At 68.0% G+C, this 16,236-nt stretch carries 16 protein-coding genes; 10 read left to right on the forward strand and 6 right to left on the reverse strand.

The genetic code is table 11. The features are described 5' to 3' along the window. Nucleotides 1-74 precede the first annotated feature (74 nt). Nucleotides 75-2,810 (forward strand): ATP-dependent helicase HrpB, encoded by a 2,736-nt coding sequence (gene hrpB / locus AB0N75_RS16460; protein WP_364652024.1) that lies wholly within the window; start codon nt 75-77, stop codon nt 2,808-2,810. A 27-nt stretch (nt 2,811-2,837) separates the two neighbouring features. Here hrpB and AB0N75_RS16465 read toward each other — a convergent pair whose 3' ends face one another. Continuing rightward, nucleotides 2,838-3,980 (reverse strand): acyl-CoA dehydrogenase family protein, encoded by a 1,143-nt coding sequence (locus tag AB0N75_RS16465; RefSeq protein ID WP_364652050.1) that lies wholly within the window; start codon nt 3,978-3,980, stop codon nt 2,838-2,840. Between the two features lie 284 nt (nt 3,981-4,264). On the opposite strand from AB0N75_RS16465, the gene AB0N75_RS16470 reads away from it, so the two are divergent. The 4 genes from AB0N75_RS16470 to AB0N75_RS16485 all read left to right on the forward strand — a co-directional run bounded on the left by AB0N75_RS16470 (nt 4,265) and on the right by AB0N75_RS16485 (nt 8,175). Then, nucleotides 4,265-5,359 (forward strand): hypothetical protein, encoded by a 1,095-nt coding sequence (locus AB0N75_RS16470; protein WP_364652025.1) that lies wholly within the window; start codon nt 4,265-4,267, stop codon nt 5,357-5,359. Beyond that, on the forward strand, nt 5,356-6,321 hold the full coding sequence (locus AB0N75_RS16475; protein WP_364652026.1) for an ABC transporter ATP-binding protein: 966 nt from the start codon (nt 5,356-5,358) through the stop codon (nt 6,319-6,321). The genes AB0N75_RS16470 and AB0N75_RS16475 overlap by 4 nt, the downstream gene beginning before the upstream one ends. Then, a complete protein-coding gene (locus tag AB0N75_RS16480; RefSeq protein ID WP_364652027.1) occupies nt 6,311-7,261 on the forward strand; it encodes an ABC transporter permease in 951 nt (316 codons plus the stop codon). Before AB0N75_RS16475 ends, AB0N75_RS16480 begins: the two co-directional genes overlap by 11 nt. 101 nt (nt 7,262-7,362) lie before the next feature. Continuing rightward, nucleotides 7,363-8,175 carry an isocitrate lyase/phosphoenolpyruvate mutase family protein gene (locus AB0N75_RS16485; protein WP_364652028.1) on the forward strand — a complete coding sequence of 271 codons (813 nt, stop codon included), beginning with the start codon at nt 7,363-7,365 and terminating at the stop codon, nt 8,173-8,175. Here the strand turns inward: AB0N75_RS16485 and AB0N75_RS16490 are convergent. The 4 genes from AB0N75_RS16490 to AB0N75_RS16505 form a co-directional block, all read right to left on the reverse strand. Continuing rightward, nucleotides 8,172-8,453 (reverse strand): hypothetical protein, encoded by a 282-nt coding sequence (locus AB0N75_RS16490; protein ID WP_364652029.1) that lies wholly within the window; start codon nt 8,451-8,453, stop codon nt 8,172-8,174. The two genes, AB0N75_RS16485 and AB0N75_RS16490, sit on opposite strands and share 4 nt — an antisense overlap. A 246-nt stretch (nt 8,454-8,699) precedes the next feature. After that, nucleotides 8,700-9,155 carry an SRPBCC domain-containing protein gene (locus AB0N75_RS16495; RefSeq protein WP_364652030.1) on the reverse strand — a complete coding sequence of 152 codons (456 nt, stop codon included), beginning with the start codon at nt 9,153-9,155 and terminating at the stop codon, nt 8,700-8,702. Continuing rightward, entirely contained in the window at nt 9,148-9,492 is a 345-nt protein-coding gene (locus tag AB0N75_RS16500; RefSeq protein WP_364652031.1) for a metalloregulator ArsR/SmtB family transcription factor, read from the reverse strand. The genes AB0N75_RS16495 and AB0N75_RS16500 overlap by 8 nt, the downstream gene beginning before the upstream one ends. Before the next feature lie 369 nt (nt 9,493-9,861). After that, the gene (locus AB0N75_RS16505; RefSeq protein WP_364652032.1) at nt 9,862-11,418 is read right to left on the reverse strand and encodes an SLC13 family permease; all 1,557 of its coding nucleotides are present in this window, start codon (nt 11,416-11,418) and stop codon (nt 9,862-9,864) included. Nucleotides 11,419-11,708: 290 nt separating this feature from the next. Between AB0N75_RS16505 and AB0N75_RS16510 the strand changes: the two genes are divergently transcribed. The 5 genes from AB0N75_RS16510 (at nt 11,709) to AB0N75_RS16530 (ending at nt 15,573) form a co-directional block, all read left to right on the forward strand. Continuing rightward, nucleotides 11,709-12,608, forward strand: a complete 900-nt coding sequence (locus tag AB0N75_RS16510) for a LysR substrate-binding domain-containing protein (protein ID WP_364652033.1) — start codon at nt 11,709-11,711, stop codon at nt 12,606-12,608. Then, nucleotides 12,598-13,698, forward strand: coding sequence for an enolase C-terminal domain-like protein (locus tag AB0N75_RS16515; RefSeq protein ID WP_364652034.1), 1,101 nt, complete (start codon nt 12,598-12,600; stop codon nt 13,696-13,698). Before AB0N75_RS16510 ends, AB0N75_RS16515 begins: the two co-directional genes overlap by 11 nt. A 32-nt stretch (nt 13,699-13,730) precedes the next feature. After that, a complete protein-coding gene (gene catC / locus AB0N75_RS16520; RefSeq protein ID WP_364652035.1) occupies nt 13,731-14,009 on the forward strand; it encodes a muconolactone Delta-isomerase in 279 nt (92 codons plus the stop codon). A 151-nt stretch (nt 14,010-14,160) separates the two neighbouring features. Then, nucleotides 14,161-15,012 carry a catechol 1,2-dioxygenase gene (gene catA, locus AB0N75_RS16525; protein WP_364652036.1) on the forward strand — a complete coding sequence of 284 codons (852 nt, stop codon included), beginning with the start codon at nt 14,161-14,163 and terminating at the stop codon, nt 15,010-15,012. Nucleotides 15,013-15,039: 27 nt separating this feature from the next. Further along, complete coding sequence (locus tag AB0N75_RS16530) at nt 15,040-15,573, forward strand: flavin reductase family protein (RefSeq protein WP_364652037.1); 534 nt, start codon at nt 15,040-15,042, stop codon at nt 15,571-15,573. A gap of 104 nt (nt 15,574-15,677) precedes the next feature. Here the strand turns inward: AB0N75_RS16530 and AB0N75_RS16535 are convergent, their stop codons facing one another. Beyond that, nucleotides 15,678-16,154, reverse strand: coding sequence for an SRPBCC family protein (locus tag AB0N75_RS16535; RefSeq protein ID WP_364652038.1), 477 nt, complete (start codon nt 16,152-16,154; stop codon nt 15,678-15,680). Between the last annotated feature and the right edge of the window lie 82 nt (nt 16,155-16,236).

The raw sequence follows: 16,236 nt of genomic DNA on the forward strand, positions 1-16,236 counted from the left end.
GCCAAGGGACAAAGCGCGCTTGTGGAGGGGAAGGAGGGCCGAGAGACCGCACCCCACCACGGCACAATGGAAGGGTGACCCAGCCAGCCTCCCGCACCACCGAACCTCCACGCAGCCGGTTCCGGCCGTTCAATCTGGAAACCATCGGCGCGGGATTGGTTTTCGCCCGGTCCGTGGACGATCTGGCCACGGCGCTGACGGCGGGCGCGGCGGCTTCCGCGCCCGGCACTTCCGCAACGGAGCCCCTTCAGGGCGGCACCGCCGTCGTACAGGCTCCGCCCGGCACTGGCAAGACCACGCTGGTGCCGCCGCTGGTGGCGAACCTGGCGGCTGGAACCGCGGCCGGCCGCCAGCCGCGGATCGTGGTCACCCAGCCGCGTCGGGTCGCGGCCCGGTCGGCAGCACGGCGGCTGGCCTTCCTGGACGGCAGCAAGCTGGGCGGCCGAGTCGGCTACACGGTCCGCGGCGAGCGCCAGGCCGGGGCGCAGACCCTGGTCGAGTTTGCCACGCCGGGGATTCTGCTGCGCCGGCTGCTCTCCGACCCCGGCCTGGAGGGCACGGACGCGGTGATCCTGGACGAAGTGCACGAGCGCGGGCTGGAAACCGACCTGCTGCTGGGCATGCTCGGCGAGGTGCGCCAGCTGCGCGCGGAGCTCACGCTGGTGGCGATGTCCGCCACCCTGGATGCGCCGCGCTTCGCGGCCCTGATCGGCGCGCACGACGGCGATGGGCCGGCTCCGGTGGTCGACTGCTCTTCCGCTCTGCACCCCTTGGAGGTCCGGTGGGCGCCTGCGGCCGGACCGCGCCTCGACGAGCGGGGCGTGGCGCGTGGTTTCCTGGACCACATTGCCTCCACCGCGGCAGCCGCCCATGCCGAAGCTCTCGCCGGCGATCCCGCCGTGGATGCCCTGGTCTTCGTTCCCGGGGCGTGGGAAGTACAGCAGGTGGCGGCGCTGATCCGGGACAAGGTTCGCAACGCCGGCGGCCGCACCGGTGCCACTGAGGCCAGCATCCGGAACACCGAGGTGCTGGAACTGCACGGCCAGGCCGATGCCGCCACGCAGGACCGTGCCGTCTCCGGGCGGGAACCCGGCGGCGCGGCGCGCGTCATCGTTTCCACCTCGCTGGCCGAGTCCTCGCTCACGGTGCCCGGAGTGAGGCTGGTCATTGACTCCGGATTGTCGCGGGAACCGCGCCGGGATGCCGCCCGGGGGATGTCCGGGTTGGTCACCGTCTCCGCCTCGCGCGCCTCGGCCGAGCAGCGCGCAGGCCGCGCCGCGCGCCAGGGGCCGGGCATGGTGCTGCGCTGCTACGACCAAAAGACTTTCGGTGCCGCCCCGGCGCACCCCACGCCGGAGATCGCCGTCGCCGACCTCACCGCCGCCGCCCTGGTGCTGGCCTGCTGGGGCGCCCCCGGCGGCGAGGGGCTGCAGCTTCCGGACCCGCCGCCGGCCGCGGCCATGGCGGATGCGCTGCGCACCCTGCACGATCTGGGTGCCATCGACGACGACGGCCGGGCCACCGGGCTGGGCCGGACGCTCTCCCGGGTACCGGCCGACCCGCGGCTGGGCCGGGCGCTGTTGGACGGCGCGGCGGTCGCCGGGCCGCAGGGCGCCGCCGACGTGGTGGCGCTGGTGGCCGGAGACCAACGCGCGCCCGGCGCCGACCTGGCCAGGCTGCTGGCGTCCCTCCGCTCCGCCGGCCGGGGCGACCCGGCAGCCCGGCGCTGGCGCGAGGAGGCACGGCGGCTGGCGGAGATCGCACGGCAGGAGGGCACCGCCGTCGTGCCTTCCCGCAGCGGTGTACCGGTGGGCACGGCGGAAACTGCGGGACATATTGTGGCGCTGGCCTTCCCCGAGCGGGTCGCCCGCCGCGTCACCGGCGGTGCCGGCCAGACCTACCTGCTGGCGTCCGGGACCCGTGCCGGGTTGCCCGCGGGCAGTTCGCTGGCCGGCCACGAATGGCTGGCCGTGGCCGAAGTGTCCCGGGCTCAGGGCCGCGACGCCGCCGGGACCGGGGCGGTGATCCGTGCCGCGGCCCCGCTTGAGGAGGACACGGCTGAAGCCGCCGCGGGCACGCTGCTGAGCGACCGGGTGGAGGCGCGGTTCGACGCGGGCAGGGTGGCCGCCCGCCGCGAACGCCGGCTGGGGGCGATTGTGCTGTCCTCGACGCCGGTCAAAGCCTCGGCGGCCGAAGGCCGGGAAGCGGTGGCGCGCGCGCTGGAGTTTGGCGGGCTGGGCATCATCGGCTGGTCGGAACAGGCCGAGGCGCTGCGCAGCCGGCTGGCCCTGCTGCACCGCGAGTTGGGGGAGCCGTGGCCGGATGTTGCGGAACCGGCACTGCTGGCCCGGCTCTCCGACTGGCTCTCGCCGGAACTGGAGGCGCTGGCCGGCGGCAAGCCGGCCGCGGCGGTGAACCTGGTCGAACCGCTGCGCCGGCTGCTGCCCTGGCCCGACGCCGCCCGCTTCGATGACTTGGCGCCCGAGCGCCTCCAGGTGCCCAGCGGCTCGCGGGTGCGGATCGACTACCCGGCACCGGATGGCGCCGGCCGCCCGGTGGTGGCGGTGAAACTGCAGGAATGCTTCGGCTGGGCGGATACGCCCCGACTGGTGGACGGCCGGGTCCCGGTGCTGTTCCACCTGCTCTCGCCCGCGGGCCGGCCGCTGGCCGTGACCGACGACCTGGCGTCGTTCTGGTCCGGACCGTATGCCCAGGTGCGCGCCGAAATGCGCGGCCGGTACCCGAAGCATCCGTGGCCGGAGGACCCGTGGACGGCGCCGGCCACCGCCCGGACCAAGAACCGGATGTAGCCCCCACACGGGGCGAGGGCAGAGGGGTTACCGCGTGAGTTGGCGGGAGATCAGCAGGCGCTGGATCTGATTGGTGCCTTCGAAGATCTGCATCACCTTCGCCTCGCGCATGTACCGCTCCGCCGGGAAGTCCCGGGTGTAGCCGGCCCCGCCCAGCACCTGCACCGCATTGGTGGTCACGCTCATGGCATTGTCCGTCGCCACCAGTTTGGCGATCGAGGCCTCCCGGCCGTACGGCAGTCCGGCGTCCTTCAACCGGGCGGCGGATAGGTACACGGCGCGCGCGGTCTCCGTTTCCACGGCCATGTCGGCGAGCAGGAAGGCCAGCCCCTCGTGCTCGATCAGCCGCTTGCCGAACGCTTCCCGTTCGTTGGCGTAGGACGCCGCCAGGTCCAGCGCGGCCTGCGCCAGCCCGGTGGCCACAGCGGCAATGCCCAGCCGGCCGGAATCGAGCGCGGCGAAAGCGATGGCCAGGCCCTGGCCTTCCTCGCCGATCATCCGGTCGGCGGCAACGTGGACGTCGTCGAAATGCATGGTGGCCGTGGTGGAGCCGGTCAGGCCCATCTTGTGTTCCGGCGGCGCGGCCGTCAGTCCGGCGGCGTCGGCCGGCACCAGAAAGCACGAGACCCCGCGCCGCGGATCGTCGGAGGTCCTGGCCATGACCGTGTAGAAGTCGGCCTGGCCGGCATGCGTGGTCCAGGCCTTCGCGCCACGGATCAGATAGCCGTCGCCGTGCCGCACGGCCCGGGTCCGCATCGCCGACGGATCGGAGCCGGCGTGCGCCTCCGAGAGGCAATAGGCGCCCAAAGTTTCGCCCGAGAGCATGTCCGGCAGCCAGGTCTTGCGCTGCGCATCGCTGCCGAAGTGAACCAGCGGGAAACAGGAGAGGGCGTGCACGCTGACGCCCACGGCCACGCTGCTCCAAGCCGCGCCGAGTTCCTCAAGGACCTGCAGGTAGATCTCGGCCGGCTGGCTGCCCCCGCCGAACTCTTCCGGGTACGGGAGGCTGAGCAGCCCGGCTTCCCCCAGCGTCCGGAAGACCTCGCGCGGGAACCGTTCGGCTTCTTCGGCTGCGGCGGCCTGCGGCATCAGTTCGCGGGCGGCGAGGTCGCGCACCAGTTCGAGCAGGTCCTGCGCTTCCTCCGTTGGCAACAAGCGCTGCACAACCATCGTCACTCACTCCTCCGGCTGCCGGCCTGGGTATTGGCCGGCTTCAGGATGTCCACAGCGCCGGCAGGTTCGCCGCCGAGCCGCGGAGTATCCGTATGTTCATTGCGTGCGTCAACTACAACACGGGCCCCGGGCGGGTACAAGCACATGCACATCACGATCCCGGCCGCCGCGCCAAGTTCGCCGAGTGCCGTCCAACGGTCCGGGTTCGCTTGCCCAGTGACCGCGGCGTCCGGCGGGCGTAGTCTGGGACCCAGCGCTTCAGCATCGGAAGGTGATGTGACATGGCCCGGACCTGGAAGCGGTGGGTGCCAGCCGCCGTCGTGCCTGCCGTGATTGCCGGCGGCGTGCTCACCGGTTCGCTGCAGGCCAACGCCGCCGCCGATTTGCCGGATAAAACTCCGCAGCAGTTGCTGGAGATGGCGGCGGGCAGCGACGTCCGGGAATTGGCCGGGACGGTGGTGCAGGATTCCGCGCTGGGGCTTCCCGAACTGCCGCAGGACAAGCCCGCGGGCGAGGGCGGCCAGGTGGCGGATGCGCTCGCACTGCTCACCGGCTCCCACTCCGCCCGCGTCTATCTGGACGGCCCGGACCGGGCGCGGCTGCAGGTTTTCGACCGCTTTGCCGAGCGTGACGTGATCCGCAACGGAAGCACGGCTTGGTTCTACGACTCGAAGAAGAACGAGGCTGTCCGTCTCACCCTGCCGGCTGGCACGGGGGAAAAATCCGACGGCGGCGCCTCCCCGCGAGCCGAGGAGTACACGCCGGAGCGTCTCTCCGATCACCTGCTGCAGAACATCACGCCGGAATCCAGGGTGTCCGTCGGCAACGACACCTCGGTCGCCGGCCGCAGCGCGTACCAGTTGGTGGTGGAGCCCAACAGTACCGAAACGCTGGTCGGGTCCATGGTGGTGGCCATCGACGCCGAGACCGGCCTGCCGCTGAACGTCCAAGTGCAGGCACGCGGACAGCAGGAGCCGGCGTTCCAGCTGGGTTACACCAAGCTGACCCTCGGGGCGCCGGACGCCAACCTGTTCGACTTCACCCCGCCGGCCGGCGCCACCGTGACCGAGCACGCGGTGCCGCAGCACAGCCCGGACGCCAAGATGCCTCAGCACAAAGGCAACGACGGTGGTGCGGGCGCTCGGGATCAGGTCACCAAGCACGGCACCGGCTGGGAAACCGTGACGGAAGTTCCCGCGGCGGCTCTGCCGGACGGCTGGGCGGATTCTCCGCTGCTGGCCCAGGCCACGCAAGCAGTGGACGGCGGCCGGCTGATCTCCACGTCGCTGGTCAACGTCTACTTGACCGACGACGGCCGCGTCTTCGCCGGCTCCGTTCCGCTGGGGCAGTTGCAGGCAGCCGCGGAGGGCCGGTGAACGGCAGCGGCACTTCTGCCGCGCTGGCCATCGAAACCTCCGGACTGACCAAACGCTTCGGCCGGCAGACCGCCGTCGACTCCCTCGATCTGGCCGTGCCGCACGGCTCGGTCTTCGGCTTCCTGGGCCCGAACGGCTCCGGGAAGACCACCACCATCCGGGTGATGCTCGGGCTGGCCGGCGCCACCGGCGGGAGCATCCGGATCCTCGGCCAGGACATGCCCGGGTCGCTGCGGTGCGTGCTTCCGCGGGTAGGGGCACTGATCGAAGGCCCGGCGTTCTACCCTTTCCTCTCCGGCGCCGCGAACCTGCACCGGCTGGATACCGCCGACCGGTACGCCCCGGCAGCAACGCGCCGCCGCCGGACCGGCGAGGCGTTGGAGCGGGTCGGGCTGACGCATGCGGCCAACAAGAAGGTGCGTGCCTATTCGCTGGGCATGAAGCAGCGGCTGGGCATCGCCAACGCGCTGCTGATGCCTCGCCAACTTCTGGTACTGGACGAACCCACCAACGGGCTGGATCCGCAGGGTACCCGTGAGGTCCGCAGCTTGGTGCGCTCGCTGGCCGGCGAAGGAACCACGGTGTTCGTCTCCAGCCACCTGCTCTCCGAGGTGGAACAGATCTGCAGCCACGCCGCCGTGATGCGCGCCGGCCAGCTGGTGGCGCAGGGGACCCTGAACGAACTGCGCCGCGTGGGCCTGACCCACCTGAGCATCCAGACGCCCGACACCGAGGCTGCCCGCGGCGTGCTTCGCCGGCTCGGCCTGGAACCCGAAGGTCCTGAAGCGGCACTCGACGGACACGTCAGCACTCCGATGAACCGTCCCGAGCTGCTGCCCGAGGACATCGCCGCCGCGCTGGTGGCGGACGGGGTGCGGATCCGCGGGTTCGTGGTGGAGGCGGGCAGCCTGGAGGACCGGTACGTGGAACTGACGGGGGAGGGGTTCGACGTTGTCCAGTGACGCGCAGTCTGTTCCCGCGGCGGCCGCCAATGAGCAGGCTGGTCCCCGCATCACCGAGATGTACAGCGAATCAGGGGGAAGCCCCCGCCCATCAACGACTCCGCTTGCCAATGGCGAGCGATCCGCCGGCTGGGCGCTCTTCGGCTCCGAACTCAGCGTGCTGTTCCGGCGGCTTAGGACTTGGGCCATGCTGCTGGCCCTGGCCGCCGTCCCGGTGCTCATTGCCGTGGTCGTCCGGCTCGCTGCCGACGAGGGCGGGCCCGGCGGCGGCCCGCCGTTCCTGAACCAGATCACGCAGAACGGCCTGTTCGTCGCGCTGACCGGCCTGGTGGTCTCCATCCCGTTGTTCCTGCCGCTGACCATCAGCGTGGTGGCCGGCGACACGATCGCGGGCGAGGCCGGCCACGGCACGCTGCGCTACCTGCTCACCGCCCCGGCCGGCCGGCTGCGGCTGCTGGCAGTCAAATACGGTGCGGCCGTCGTCTTCTGCATCGCGGCCGCGCTCGCCATCGTGGTGGCCGGCGCGGTCATCGGCAGCATCCTCTTCGGCACCGGGCCGGTGACGCTGCTGTCCGGTGACACCATCGGCGTCGGTGAATCCCTGATCCGGCTGCTGCTGGTTGCCGCCTACGTCGCACTGTCGCTGGCCGGACTGGCCGCCATCGGCCTCTTCATCTCCACCCTCACCGAAGTCCCGGTCGGGGCGATGGCAACGACGGCGGTGCTTGCCGTCGTCACCCAGATCGTCGGCGCCCTGCCGCAGCTCGACTGGCTGCACCCCTGGCTGTTCACCTACCACTGGCTTGACTTCGCCGACCTGCTCCGCCAGCCCATCTCCTGGGATGCCTTCGGCGGCAACGCCCTTCTCCAAGGCGGCTACATCGCCGTCTTCTGCGCCCTCGCCTACGGCCGCTTCAGCACCAAGGACGTGCTGTCCTAGTCATTCATCGGGCTCCAAGCGTGAGGGTCGCTTGCGCCTGTTGGCCCCGCTTGTAGGATGGCGGGAATTCACCTTTGACGGACGGCCCGGGGCGGACTGACATGGCCACTTTTCTGGAACTTCACCACACGGGTACGCCGCTGCTGCTGCCGAACGCGTGGGATGTCGGTTCGGCTCTGGCCTTTGCGGAGGCAGGGTTCCCCGCCGTCGGCACCACCAGCTTCGGCATTGCGGCCAGCACGGGCCAGCCCGACGGAGGCGGGTCCAGCAAGACGGCAACGGAGACCCTGGTGGCGCAGTTGGCTCGGTTGCCGGTCCACATCTCGGCGGATATCGAGGACGACTACGCGGACGACCCGGACGAGGTTGCCGGCTATGTGGCGGAATTGGCGGCCCACGGCGTGGCCGGGATCAACATCGAGGACAGCAAGGCTGGGCATCTGGTGGAGCGGTCTGCCCTGGCCGCCAAGGTCGCCGCCATCAAACACCGCACCCCGGACGTCTTCGTCAACGCACGAGTGGACAACTTCTGGTTTGCCGAGCAAGCAACGGTGGACGCTGTACTGCTCCGGGCTCGAACCTACGCTGACGCTGGGGCCGACGGAATCTTTGTTCCCGGACTTGCAGACCCTGAGGACATCCGGCGCATCACCGCCGGGACCGGGTTGCCGGTCAATGTGCTGGCACATCCCTCGCTGACCGTTGCCAAGCTGGGGGAACTGGGTATCCGGCGGGTGAGTACGGGCTCCCTGCCGTACCGCGCCGCCGTGGATGCAGCCGTCAACGTTGCGACCGTGCTGCGCGACGGCGGCCAGTTGCCGTCCGCCACCCCCTATTGGGAGATGCAGGCGCGCCTTGAGGCATTCAGCCAAGACGCGGCGGCTGACCACCCCACTGTGACAAAGCGCTCTTAGGCCAGGCGGTGCCGGCCGGTTCCGCGGCTCCAGGGAATCCAACTGCGGTTCCGGCGCGGCTGTTGCAGGTGGCCTGCTTGCTCCATCGGATCAGCTGCGTCGTCCGGCAGTCGTCGGTCCTCGCCCGCCACAACATGCGCGGTTCCCGGCCCTGGTATCTGTGCGGCGGCCAAGTTCGGCATGCCGATGTCCCTGCCCATCCCGTGCAGGGGCTTTGGGCCCATCCGCTCCATCGTTTCGGATGAAGTGTCGTCGTGCCGTTCCTGATTTTTCCGCATGATTGCCCCCATTGGCTGCTTGGCGAAATCCCCTGCGGCCTACAGTAAACCGGTTTCCTCGGAAATGGTCGAAAAAACCCGAGAAATTTTGCCCGACCACCTGTGTGACCGATCGTTACATCGGCGGGGCCTCCGCGCCCCTTTCCGTAGGCTCGTGGGTCAGAAGCCGGACACCCGCTTCATGCTGGATGGTGTCCGGCCGTGGCCGGACACCGTCGTCGTCATGGGGGATGTCAAAGTGAGGAGTCAGCCGAGCTGCTCCGCGAGGATGTCCAGCGCCTCGCTCCAACCGTCGAAGACATTGTTATCTCCGGCGAAGCCAGCAATGCCGCGGAGGTGGAAGGTCATCTCGGTGCGGCCGCCTTCGAGCTCGGCCAGCTGCACAGTAATGACCGGCGAATCTTCAACCCGGTCGCCGGGCGAAGCCCACGTGAAGACGAGCCGTTCCGGTTCCACCACTTCGAGGTACTGCCCGGCCGTGGGATATTCGCTGCCGTCGGGAGCGATCATCTTATATTCATAGGTGCCGCCGACGGTCGCGTCGATCCGAATGAACTCGCGCGGGCTGGCGACTTCGCGAGGGTGCCACCAGTGGGCGGCTTCGTCCGGGTCGGTCCAAGCGCGCCAGATGTTCTCGCGCGGTGCGTCAAAAATCCGGGTGATGGTGAACTGCTTGTCCTGGGTAGCGGTTTGCTCAGTCATTTTCGGCCTTCTCCTTGAGTTCGCGGAGCCGCTCGTCCAACAATTCAAAGCGCTCGTTCCAGAGACCTCGGTGGTGGTCGATCCAGGCCGAAACGTCGTCCAAGGGTTCGGTGCGGAGGGTGCAATTTCGCCACTGCGCGGTGGCGGTCCGTTCAATCAAGCCGGCCTTTTCCAGCACGCGTAGGTGCTGTGAGACAGCGGGCCGGCTGATGTGGAACGGTTCCGCGAGTTCGCCGGCAGTGGCCGAACCTTGCCGCAACCGGGACAGGATGGCCCTGCGCGTGGGATCCGCCAGCGCGGCAAAGACCACGCTTAGCTGATCCTGACTCCCTGCCATGTAAGCAACTCCTTATGTAAGGGATGTCTTAAATATACTCACGTCTGCGACGTCGTCAAGACCTCAAGCTGCCCGATCGGAAGTCCTAGAATCTGGACGAACTGCCCGAGTCGGAGACCCGCCGCTGCTGCCATAGCCAGTGGCGCTGCCGCTGCTGCGCGAAGAATCGACGCTGCCTTGTGCCGAGCTGTGGCCGGCGTTGAAGGAGTAGGCGGAGTAGAACATGTACGGCAGGTACACCGTGTCCAGGATCGTCGGGGAGGACCGGTTCAGGGAACTGCCAGGCAGACGGCGCTGCACATGACGGTGGGCCGGCACCCAGAGCCGGCCCACCGCCGTCGTTATGCGGGCTCTGCCGCGGCGCGAGGTCTAAAGGCTGACGCCGAAGACCAACGGGAGCAGGGTGTAGAGCGCCACCACGATCAGGACCAGGGAGACGAGATTCAGCCAGAGGCCGGCCCGCACCATCTGCTTAATGGACACCTCGCCGGAACCGAAGGCCACCGCGTTCGACGGCGTGGCCACGGGCAGCATGTAGGCCGAGCAGACAGCGAGGGTCATGACGATGGTCATCAGGAGCGGATCGACGCCGACGCCCACGGCCACGGCCCCCATGATCGGGAAGAATGCCGCCGCGGTAGCCGTGTTGCTGGTGAGCTCGGTAAGACCCAGGCCGACCACCGCGGCGACCAGCACGATGACCACCGGAGGCATACCGTTCAGCCCGCCGACCTGGTTGCCGATCCATTCTGACAGGCCCGTTGAGGTGAACATGGCAGAGAGCGAGAGGCCGCCACCGAACAGCAGGAGCAGACCCCACGGGATGTCGCGGGCCGAGGACCACTGCAGCAGCGGTGCCGATCCCTTGCCTGCCGAGCGCTTGTTGGCCGGGACCAGGAAGCAGGCGATGGCGGCGCCCATGGCCACCTGCGTGTCCGAGATGGTGGCGAGAAAGGGCAGGGCCTGGGCGACTGCGGGGATTTGGGCGATGAAGGGCACTGCCACCCAGCAGAAAATGGCGGCCAGGAAGATCGCGCCGACGCGCCGCTCCGGGGTTGTCATGGCCCCAAGCTTCGCGATTTCGTCGCGGATGAGCTGTGCCCCGCCGGGAATCTGCTCCAGCCGGGTACGGAAGACGAGCTTGGTCAGCACGAACCAGGCGATGAAAAGCATGACCGCAGCGAACGGCACACCGACCAGCATCCACTGGCCGAACTGCATCTCGTAGTTCTGTTCCGAACCGAGGTAGGCGGCCATCAGGGCCATGGGCGGCTGGCCAATGAGGGTGGCCATGGAGCCGATGGTGACGCCGCAGGCGATGCCGAGCATCATGGCCGCGGCGAACTTGGCGTCCACCGCGTCACGGTCGATGTTGCGGATTAACTGCAGGATGGAGACGCCGATCGGCACCATGATCACGGCCGTGGCGGTGTTGGAGACCCAGGCCGAGATCATGGCCGAGGCGACCATCAGGCCGAGGACGATCTGCGCGGGGCGGGTTCCGACGGCCCGGATGGTCAGGAGCGCGATGCGCCGGTGCAGATTGCTCTTCTCCGTGGCCAGGCCCAGGATCACTCCGCCCATCACCAGGAAGACCACCGGGTTGGCGTAGGGCGCGGCAACATTCGCCATGCTGTCCATCCCGAACAGCGGGAAGAGGACCAGCGGCAGCAGCGAGGTCACCGGTATGGGGGCGGCTTCGGTCATCCACCAGATCGCCATCCAGAGCGCACAGCCCGCGACGGCGCGGCCTTCGAACGCCAGCGAATCCGGCAGGATGAAGAAAAGGGCCAGCCCGGCCAGCGGCCCGGCGAGCAGCGCTGCGAGCTTCCTGCCGGTGCGGGTCTCGGGGGCTGTGGTCTGTTCAGCGTCGACGCCGGGGCGCGCTTCGGCCGCCTCGGGGCGGTCCTGGGTTTCCTGTGACATCAATCGTCCTTGGTTGTGCGACGGGGACCACATAACCGTAGTCAGGTGACTTGGCGAACAGAAGTACTTATTTGGGCCCCATTGATACGTCCGGAGTCATAGTTCCCACCCCAGCCCTGTGTTGCCTCGGCCGCGAAGGGGCATGACCGGCGGCACTACGTCAGGCAGGGATTGATACGCAGCATGTATCAGTGGTGCAAAACTAAGTATTTTACCTGCCTAATTCCCGGGCCTAAAGTGGGTCAGAAGCCAGCGACGAGGCTGCGCCCGGAACGGACAGGAGGCCCGGCATGGAGACACGCCAGCTGCGATACTTCGTGGCCGTGGCCGAGGAACGCCACTTCGGCCGTGCCGCGCTTCGCCTGCACATGGCCCAGCCGCCGCTTTCGCACCAGATCAAACAGCTCGAGGAACAGCTGGGCACCCAGTTGCTGGTCCGCACCACCCGCAAGGTGGAGTTGACGCCGGCGGGGGAGCTGCTGCTGGTCCGCGCACGCGGGCTGCTGGCCGAGCTCGACCAGCTGGGACAGGACGTGAAGCTGGTCGGCCAGGGCGCCAGTGGCGTGCTGCGGGTCGGCGTGGTCGGATCGGCCACCTATCGGTTGATGCCGCGCATCGTCGAGACGGCCGGCAGGCGGCTGCCGGGATTGAAGCTCCATGTGTTGGGTGAAATGCTCACTCCTGCCTTGGAAGAGGCGCTGGAAGAAAACCGCATTGATGTCGCCGTGCTGCGTCCGCCGGTGCGATCCGGAGAGCTTGAGCTGAAGTTCTTGGAGCAGGACGAACTTGTCGTTGCGCTTCCGGAAGACCATCCCTTGGCGTCACACGGGTCGCTGGAGCTGGCCGACCTGACCGGTGAGAAGTTCGTTTCCTATCCGCGGACCTCGGCGGTGTGCGGCATCTTCATGGACGCCTGCCGCCGAGTCGGCTTCCGGCCCCGGATTGTGCAGGAAGCCAGCGAAACATCCACCCTGCTGGCCTTCGTCGCCTCGGGCATGGGGCTGGCACTGGTGCCGATGACGCGCCGTGTCTTTGCCCTGCAGGGCACGGTGCTGCGCCCACTGCGCGACGCCCCGGCGGTGGATTTGGCGCTGGCATGGCGGCGCGGCAGCGACTCCCCGCTGATCAAAAACTTTGTAGACCTGTTCGAAACATCCACTGTCCCGGAAGGAACCGCACGTGAAGATTGAGCGGATTGAGGCCATCCCCTACGCCATCCCTTACACGCACCCGCTGAAGTTCGCCAGCGGCGAGGTGACGACGGCGGACCACGTGCTCCTGCGCGTCCACACGGACACCGGGCTGGTGGGGGTGGCGGATGCGCCGCCGCGGCCGTATACCTACGGCGAGACCCAGGCCTCGATCGTGGCCATCGTGGAACAGGTCTTCGCCCCGCAGGTGACCGGCTTGGATGTGCTGGACCGTGGCAAGATCCATGCAGTGCTGAACCGCACCATCCACAACCAGGTGGCCAAGGGCGCGCTGGACATCGCCCTCTGGGACTTGATGGGGAAGGCCATGCAGACCCCCGTTCACAAGTTGCTCGGCGGCTACACGGACCACATGCGCGTCAGTCACATGCTGGGCTTCCGTCCGGCCCAGGAACTGCTGGACGAGGCCCTGCGATTCGGCGAGGAGTACGGGATCACCACGTTCAAGCTGAAGGTGGGGCGCCGGCCGCTGGGCCTGGACATTGAGGCGTGCCATGTGCTTCGGGAAGGGCTCGGCGAGGACGTCGATATTTATCTGGATGCCAACCGCGGCTGGACCGCGAATGAAGCCCTAGAAGTCCTGCGCCGCACCGAAGGCCTCGGCCTGAGCCTCTTGGAGGAGCCCTGCGATGCGAAGGAAGCCATGAGCCGACGCCGGTTGGTGGAGAAATCTCCCATCCCGGTGGTGGGAGATGAATCCGTCCCCACCGCCGGGGACGTCTCCCGTGAGCTGCTTTCCGGGGGCTGTAACGCGATCTGCATCAAGACGGCCCGCAGCGGGTTTACCGAGGCGCAACAGATCCTGGGCCTGTGCACCGGGCTGGGCGTGGACGTCACCATGGGAAACCAGATCGACACCCAGATCGGTTCCTTGGCCACGGTTACTTTCGGTGCCGCCCATGAGGCAACTAGCCGGCGTGCCGGGGAGCTGTCCAATTTCCTGGACATGGCCGACGATCTGCTGGCCGAGCCCATCCGGATTGAAAACGGAAACATTTCCGTCCGCGATGTGCCCGGCGTCGGCGCTGCCATCGACGAGGGAAAACTCGCCAAGTACCGCTTGTCCTGACCCATTCACCAAACACCCAGGAGAATTCACCGATGCTGTTCCTCGCCCGAATGGAAGTCCAGTTCCCCGCACACCTGTCCGCAGAGGAGGTCACCCGGCTTCAGGGACTGGAGAAAGAGTACTCGCAGGCCCTGCAGCGGGACGGCCGGTTTGCCGGCATTTGGCGCGTCGTGGGGGAGTACGCCAACTACTCGCTGTTCGACGTCGCCTCGAATGACGAGCTGCACGAAATTCTCAGCGGTTTCCCGATGTACCCCTACATGAAAATCAAGGTCACGCCGCTGGCCAAGCACCCCAACTCCATCAAGTGACCGCCGAGGGATTCATATTGAACCGGTCCCAATGACGGCCCGATAGGTATTTCCCTCGACGATGCCCCGGGCCTACATTGAGACCCATATCACCGCCGGCTTTCGCCGCCGACACCCCGCCTCAACCACCACCACTCCACGAAGGAGCGCCATGTCCATCGAATCCACCGCCAGCGCAGCAGCCTCCGGAAACGCCGCTACCGACCGTTTCCGCCAGTCGGGCAAAACCTCCGCGGTCCACGCCAGCCAAGAGCGGGTGAACCTGCTGGCCAGCAAGCTGGTCAATGCCGTCAACAACATCGTGCTCGAAGAGCGCGTGACGTATGACGAGTACAACGCCTTCAAAGCTTGGCTGATCAAGGTGGGCGAGGACGGCGAATGGCCACTGTTCCTGGACGTCTGGGTCGAGCACTCGGTGGAGGACGTGGCCACTAGCCACCGCCACGGCAACAAGGGCTCCATCGAGGGGCCGTACTACATCCCCGAGGCTCCGGAACAGAGGTCGCCGGCGAAGATCAGCATGCGCCCGGATGAAAAGGGCACCCCGCTGCTCTTCCAGGGCCAGGTCCGCTCCACGGACGGCTCCCCGCTGCCGAACGCCAAGATCGAACTGTGGCACGCAGACGAAGAGGGCTATTACTCCCAGTTCGCTCCAGGCATTCCGGAGTGGAACCTGCGCGGTTCCTTCATTGCCGATGAGCAGGGCAACTTCCACATCGACACCATGCAGCCGGCACCGTACCAGATCCCTACCGATGGCGCGTGCGGCCAGCTGATCGCCGCCGCCGGCTGGCATGCCTGGCGTCCGGCCCACCTGCACCTGAAGGTCTCCGCACCCGGCTACGAACTGCTGACCGCCCAGCTGTACTTCCCGGGCGACCCGCACAACGAGGACGACATCGCTACCGCGGTCAAGCCGGAACTGATGCTTGACATCAAGCCGGCCGAATCCGGCACCGGCGTGCAGACCACGTACGACTTCGTCCTGGACCCCGCGGTCTAGCCGGCCGTCCCGTCGCCAGGAGGACCCATGTTGCCGCACTCTGCCCTGCCCGGCGTTGACGCACGGGGGCTGATGGAAGCCTTTGCCGGCTGGGGCAGCGCGGCTACGGTCGTGACCGTGAACGGCGGAGACGGGGTGCCCTGCGCCGTCCGGGCCAGTGCTGCCGGCCCGGTGTCGCAGGATCCGCCGCTGATCCAAGTCACTCTGTGGCGCAGCCCCGCGGCGCGGCGCGTGCTGGGCAATTCCACGTTCGCGGTCAACGTGCTCTCGCAAGACCAGGCGGACACCGCGCGCAGCCTTGCCCGCGGTTCGGCTTCCGGCCTCGCGTGGCGGAACGACGGCGGCGTCCCCGCCCTGAGCGGCAACGCCGCCACGATCGAGTGCGCACCGTGGAACGTGTACGACGGCGGCGACCACGTTCTCCTCGTGGGCGAAGTTTTGAAATACAACCTGGGCGCTGCCCGGCCGCTGGTGCTGGGGGAGGGCCTTTGGTCCGGCGCGGACGACGACGGTCAGCAACCGGAGCCGGTGCTGTGGTCATGGGGCCGGACCGGGCCGTGATTCTCCTGCTGCTCCGGGTGTGAAGGTGCCTTGGCGGGATTCGACAACGGTGGGCCGGCTCCAAGAGCCGGCCCACCGCCGTCGTTATGGGGAGTGGCGAGGGTCTAGAGCTGCGTGCCGGTGGGGCCGCTGTCGCTCACTTCGCCACGCCAGGCGCCCGTTTGGGTGCCGCGGGTTTCAAGGAACTCCTTGAACTTCTTCATGTCCGACTTCACTTGCTTGTCGTCCAGGTTCAGGGCCGCGCCGGCCTTCTCGGTGAAGGTTTCCGGGTCCCATTCGAAGCGGACGGACACCTGGGTACTCTCGGCACCGAGCTGGCTGAACGTGACCACGCCTGCGTGCGACTTGCCGTCGATGCTGCGCCAGGCGATGCGCTGGTCCGGCTGCTGCTCAACGATCTCGGTGTCGAACTCGCGCTCCACGCCGCCGATCTTGGTCTTCCAGTGGTTGGTGGTGTCGGTCAGCTGGGTCACCGACTCCACTCCGGACATGAAGTTGGGAAAGGATTCGAACTGCGTCCACTGGTCGTACGCGGTACGGACCGGAACGGCTACATCAATGGTTTCTTCCACGGTCTGCATTCATTGCCTCCTTTGGAATCGGGCCGGCCCCGCCATTGCGGGTTCGTGACGGCCTCACGGCCCACGCTACACAAAAGACAGC

The organism is Arthrobacter sp. NPDC089319 (genome assembly GCF_040684925.1).
Taxonomy (GTDB): Bacteria; Actinomycetota; Actinomycetes; order Actinomycetales; family Micrococcaceae; genus Crystallibacter.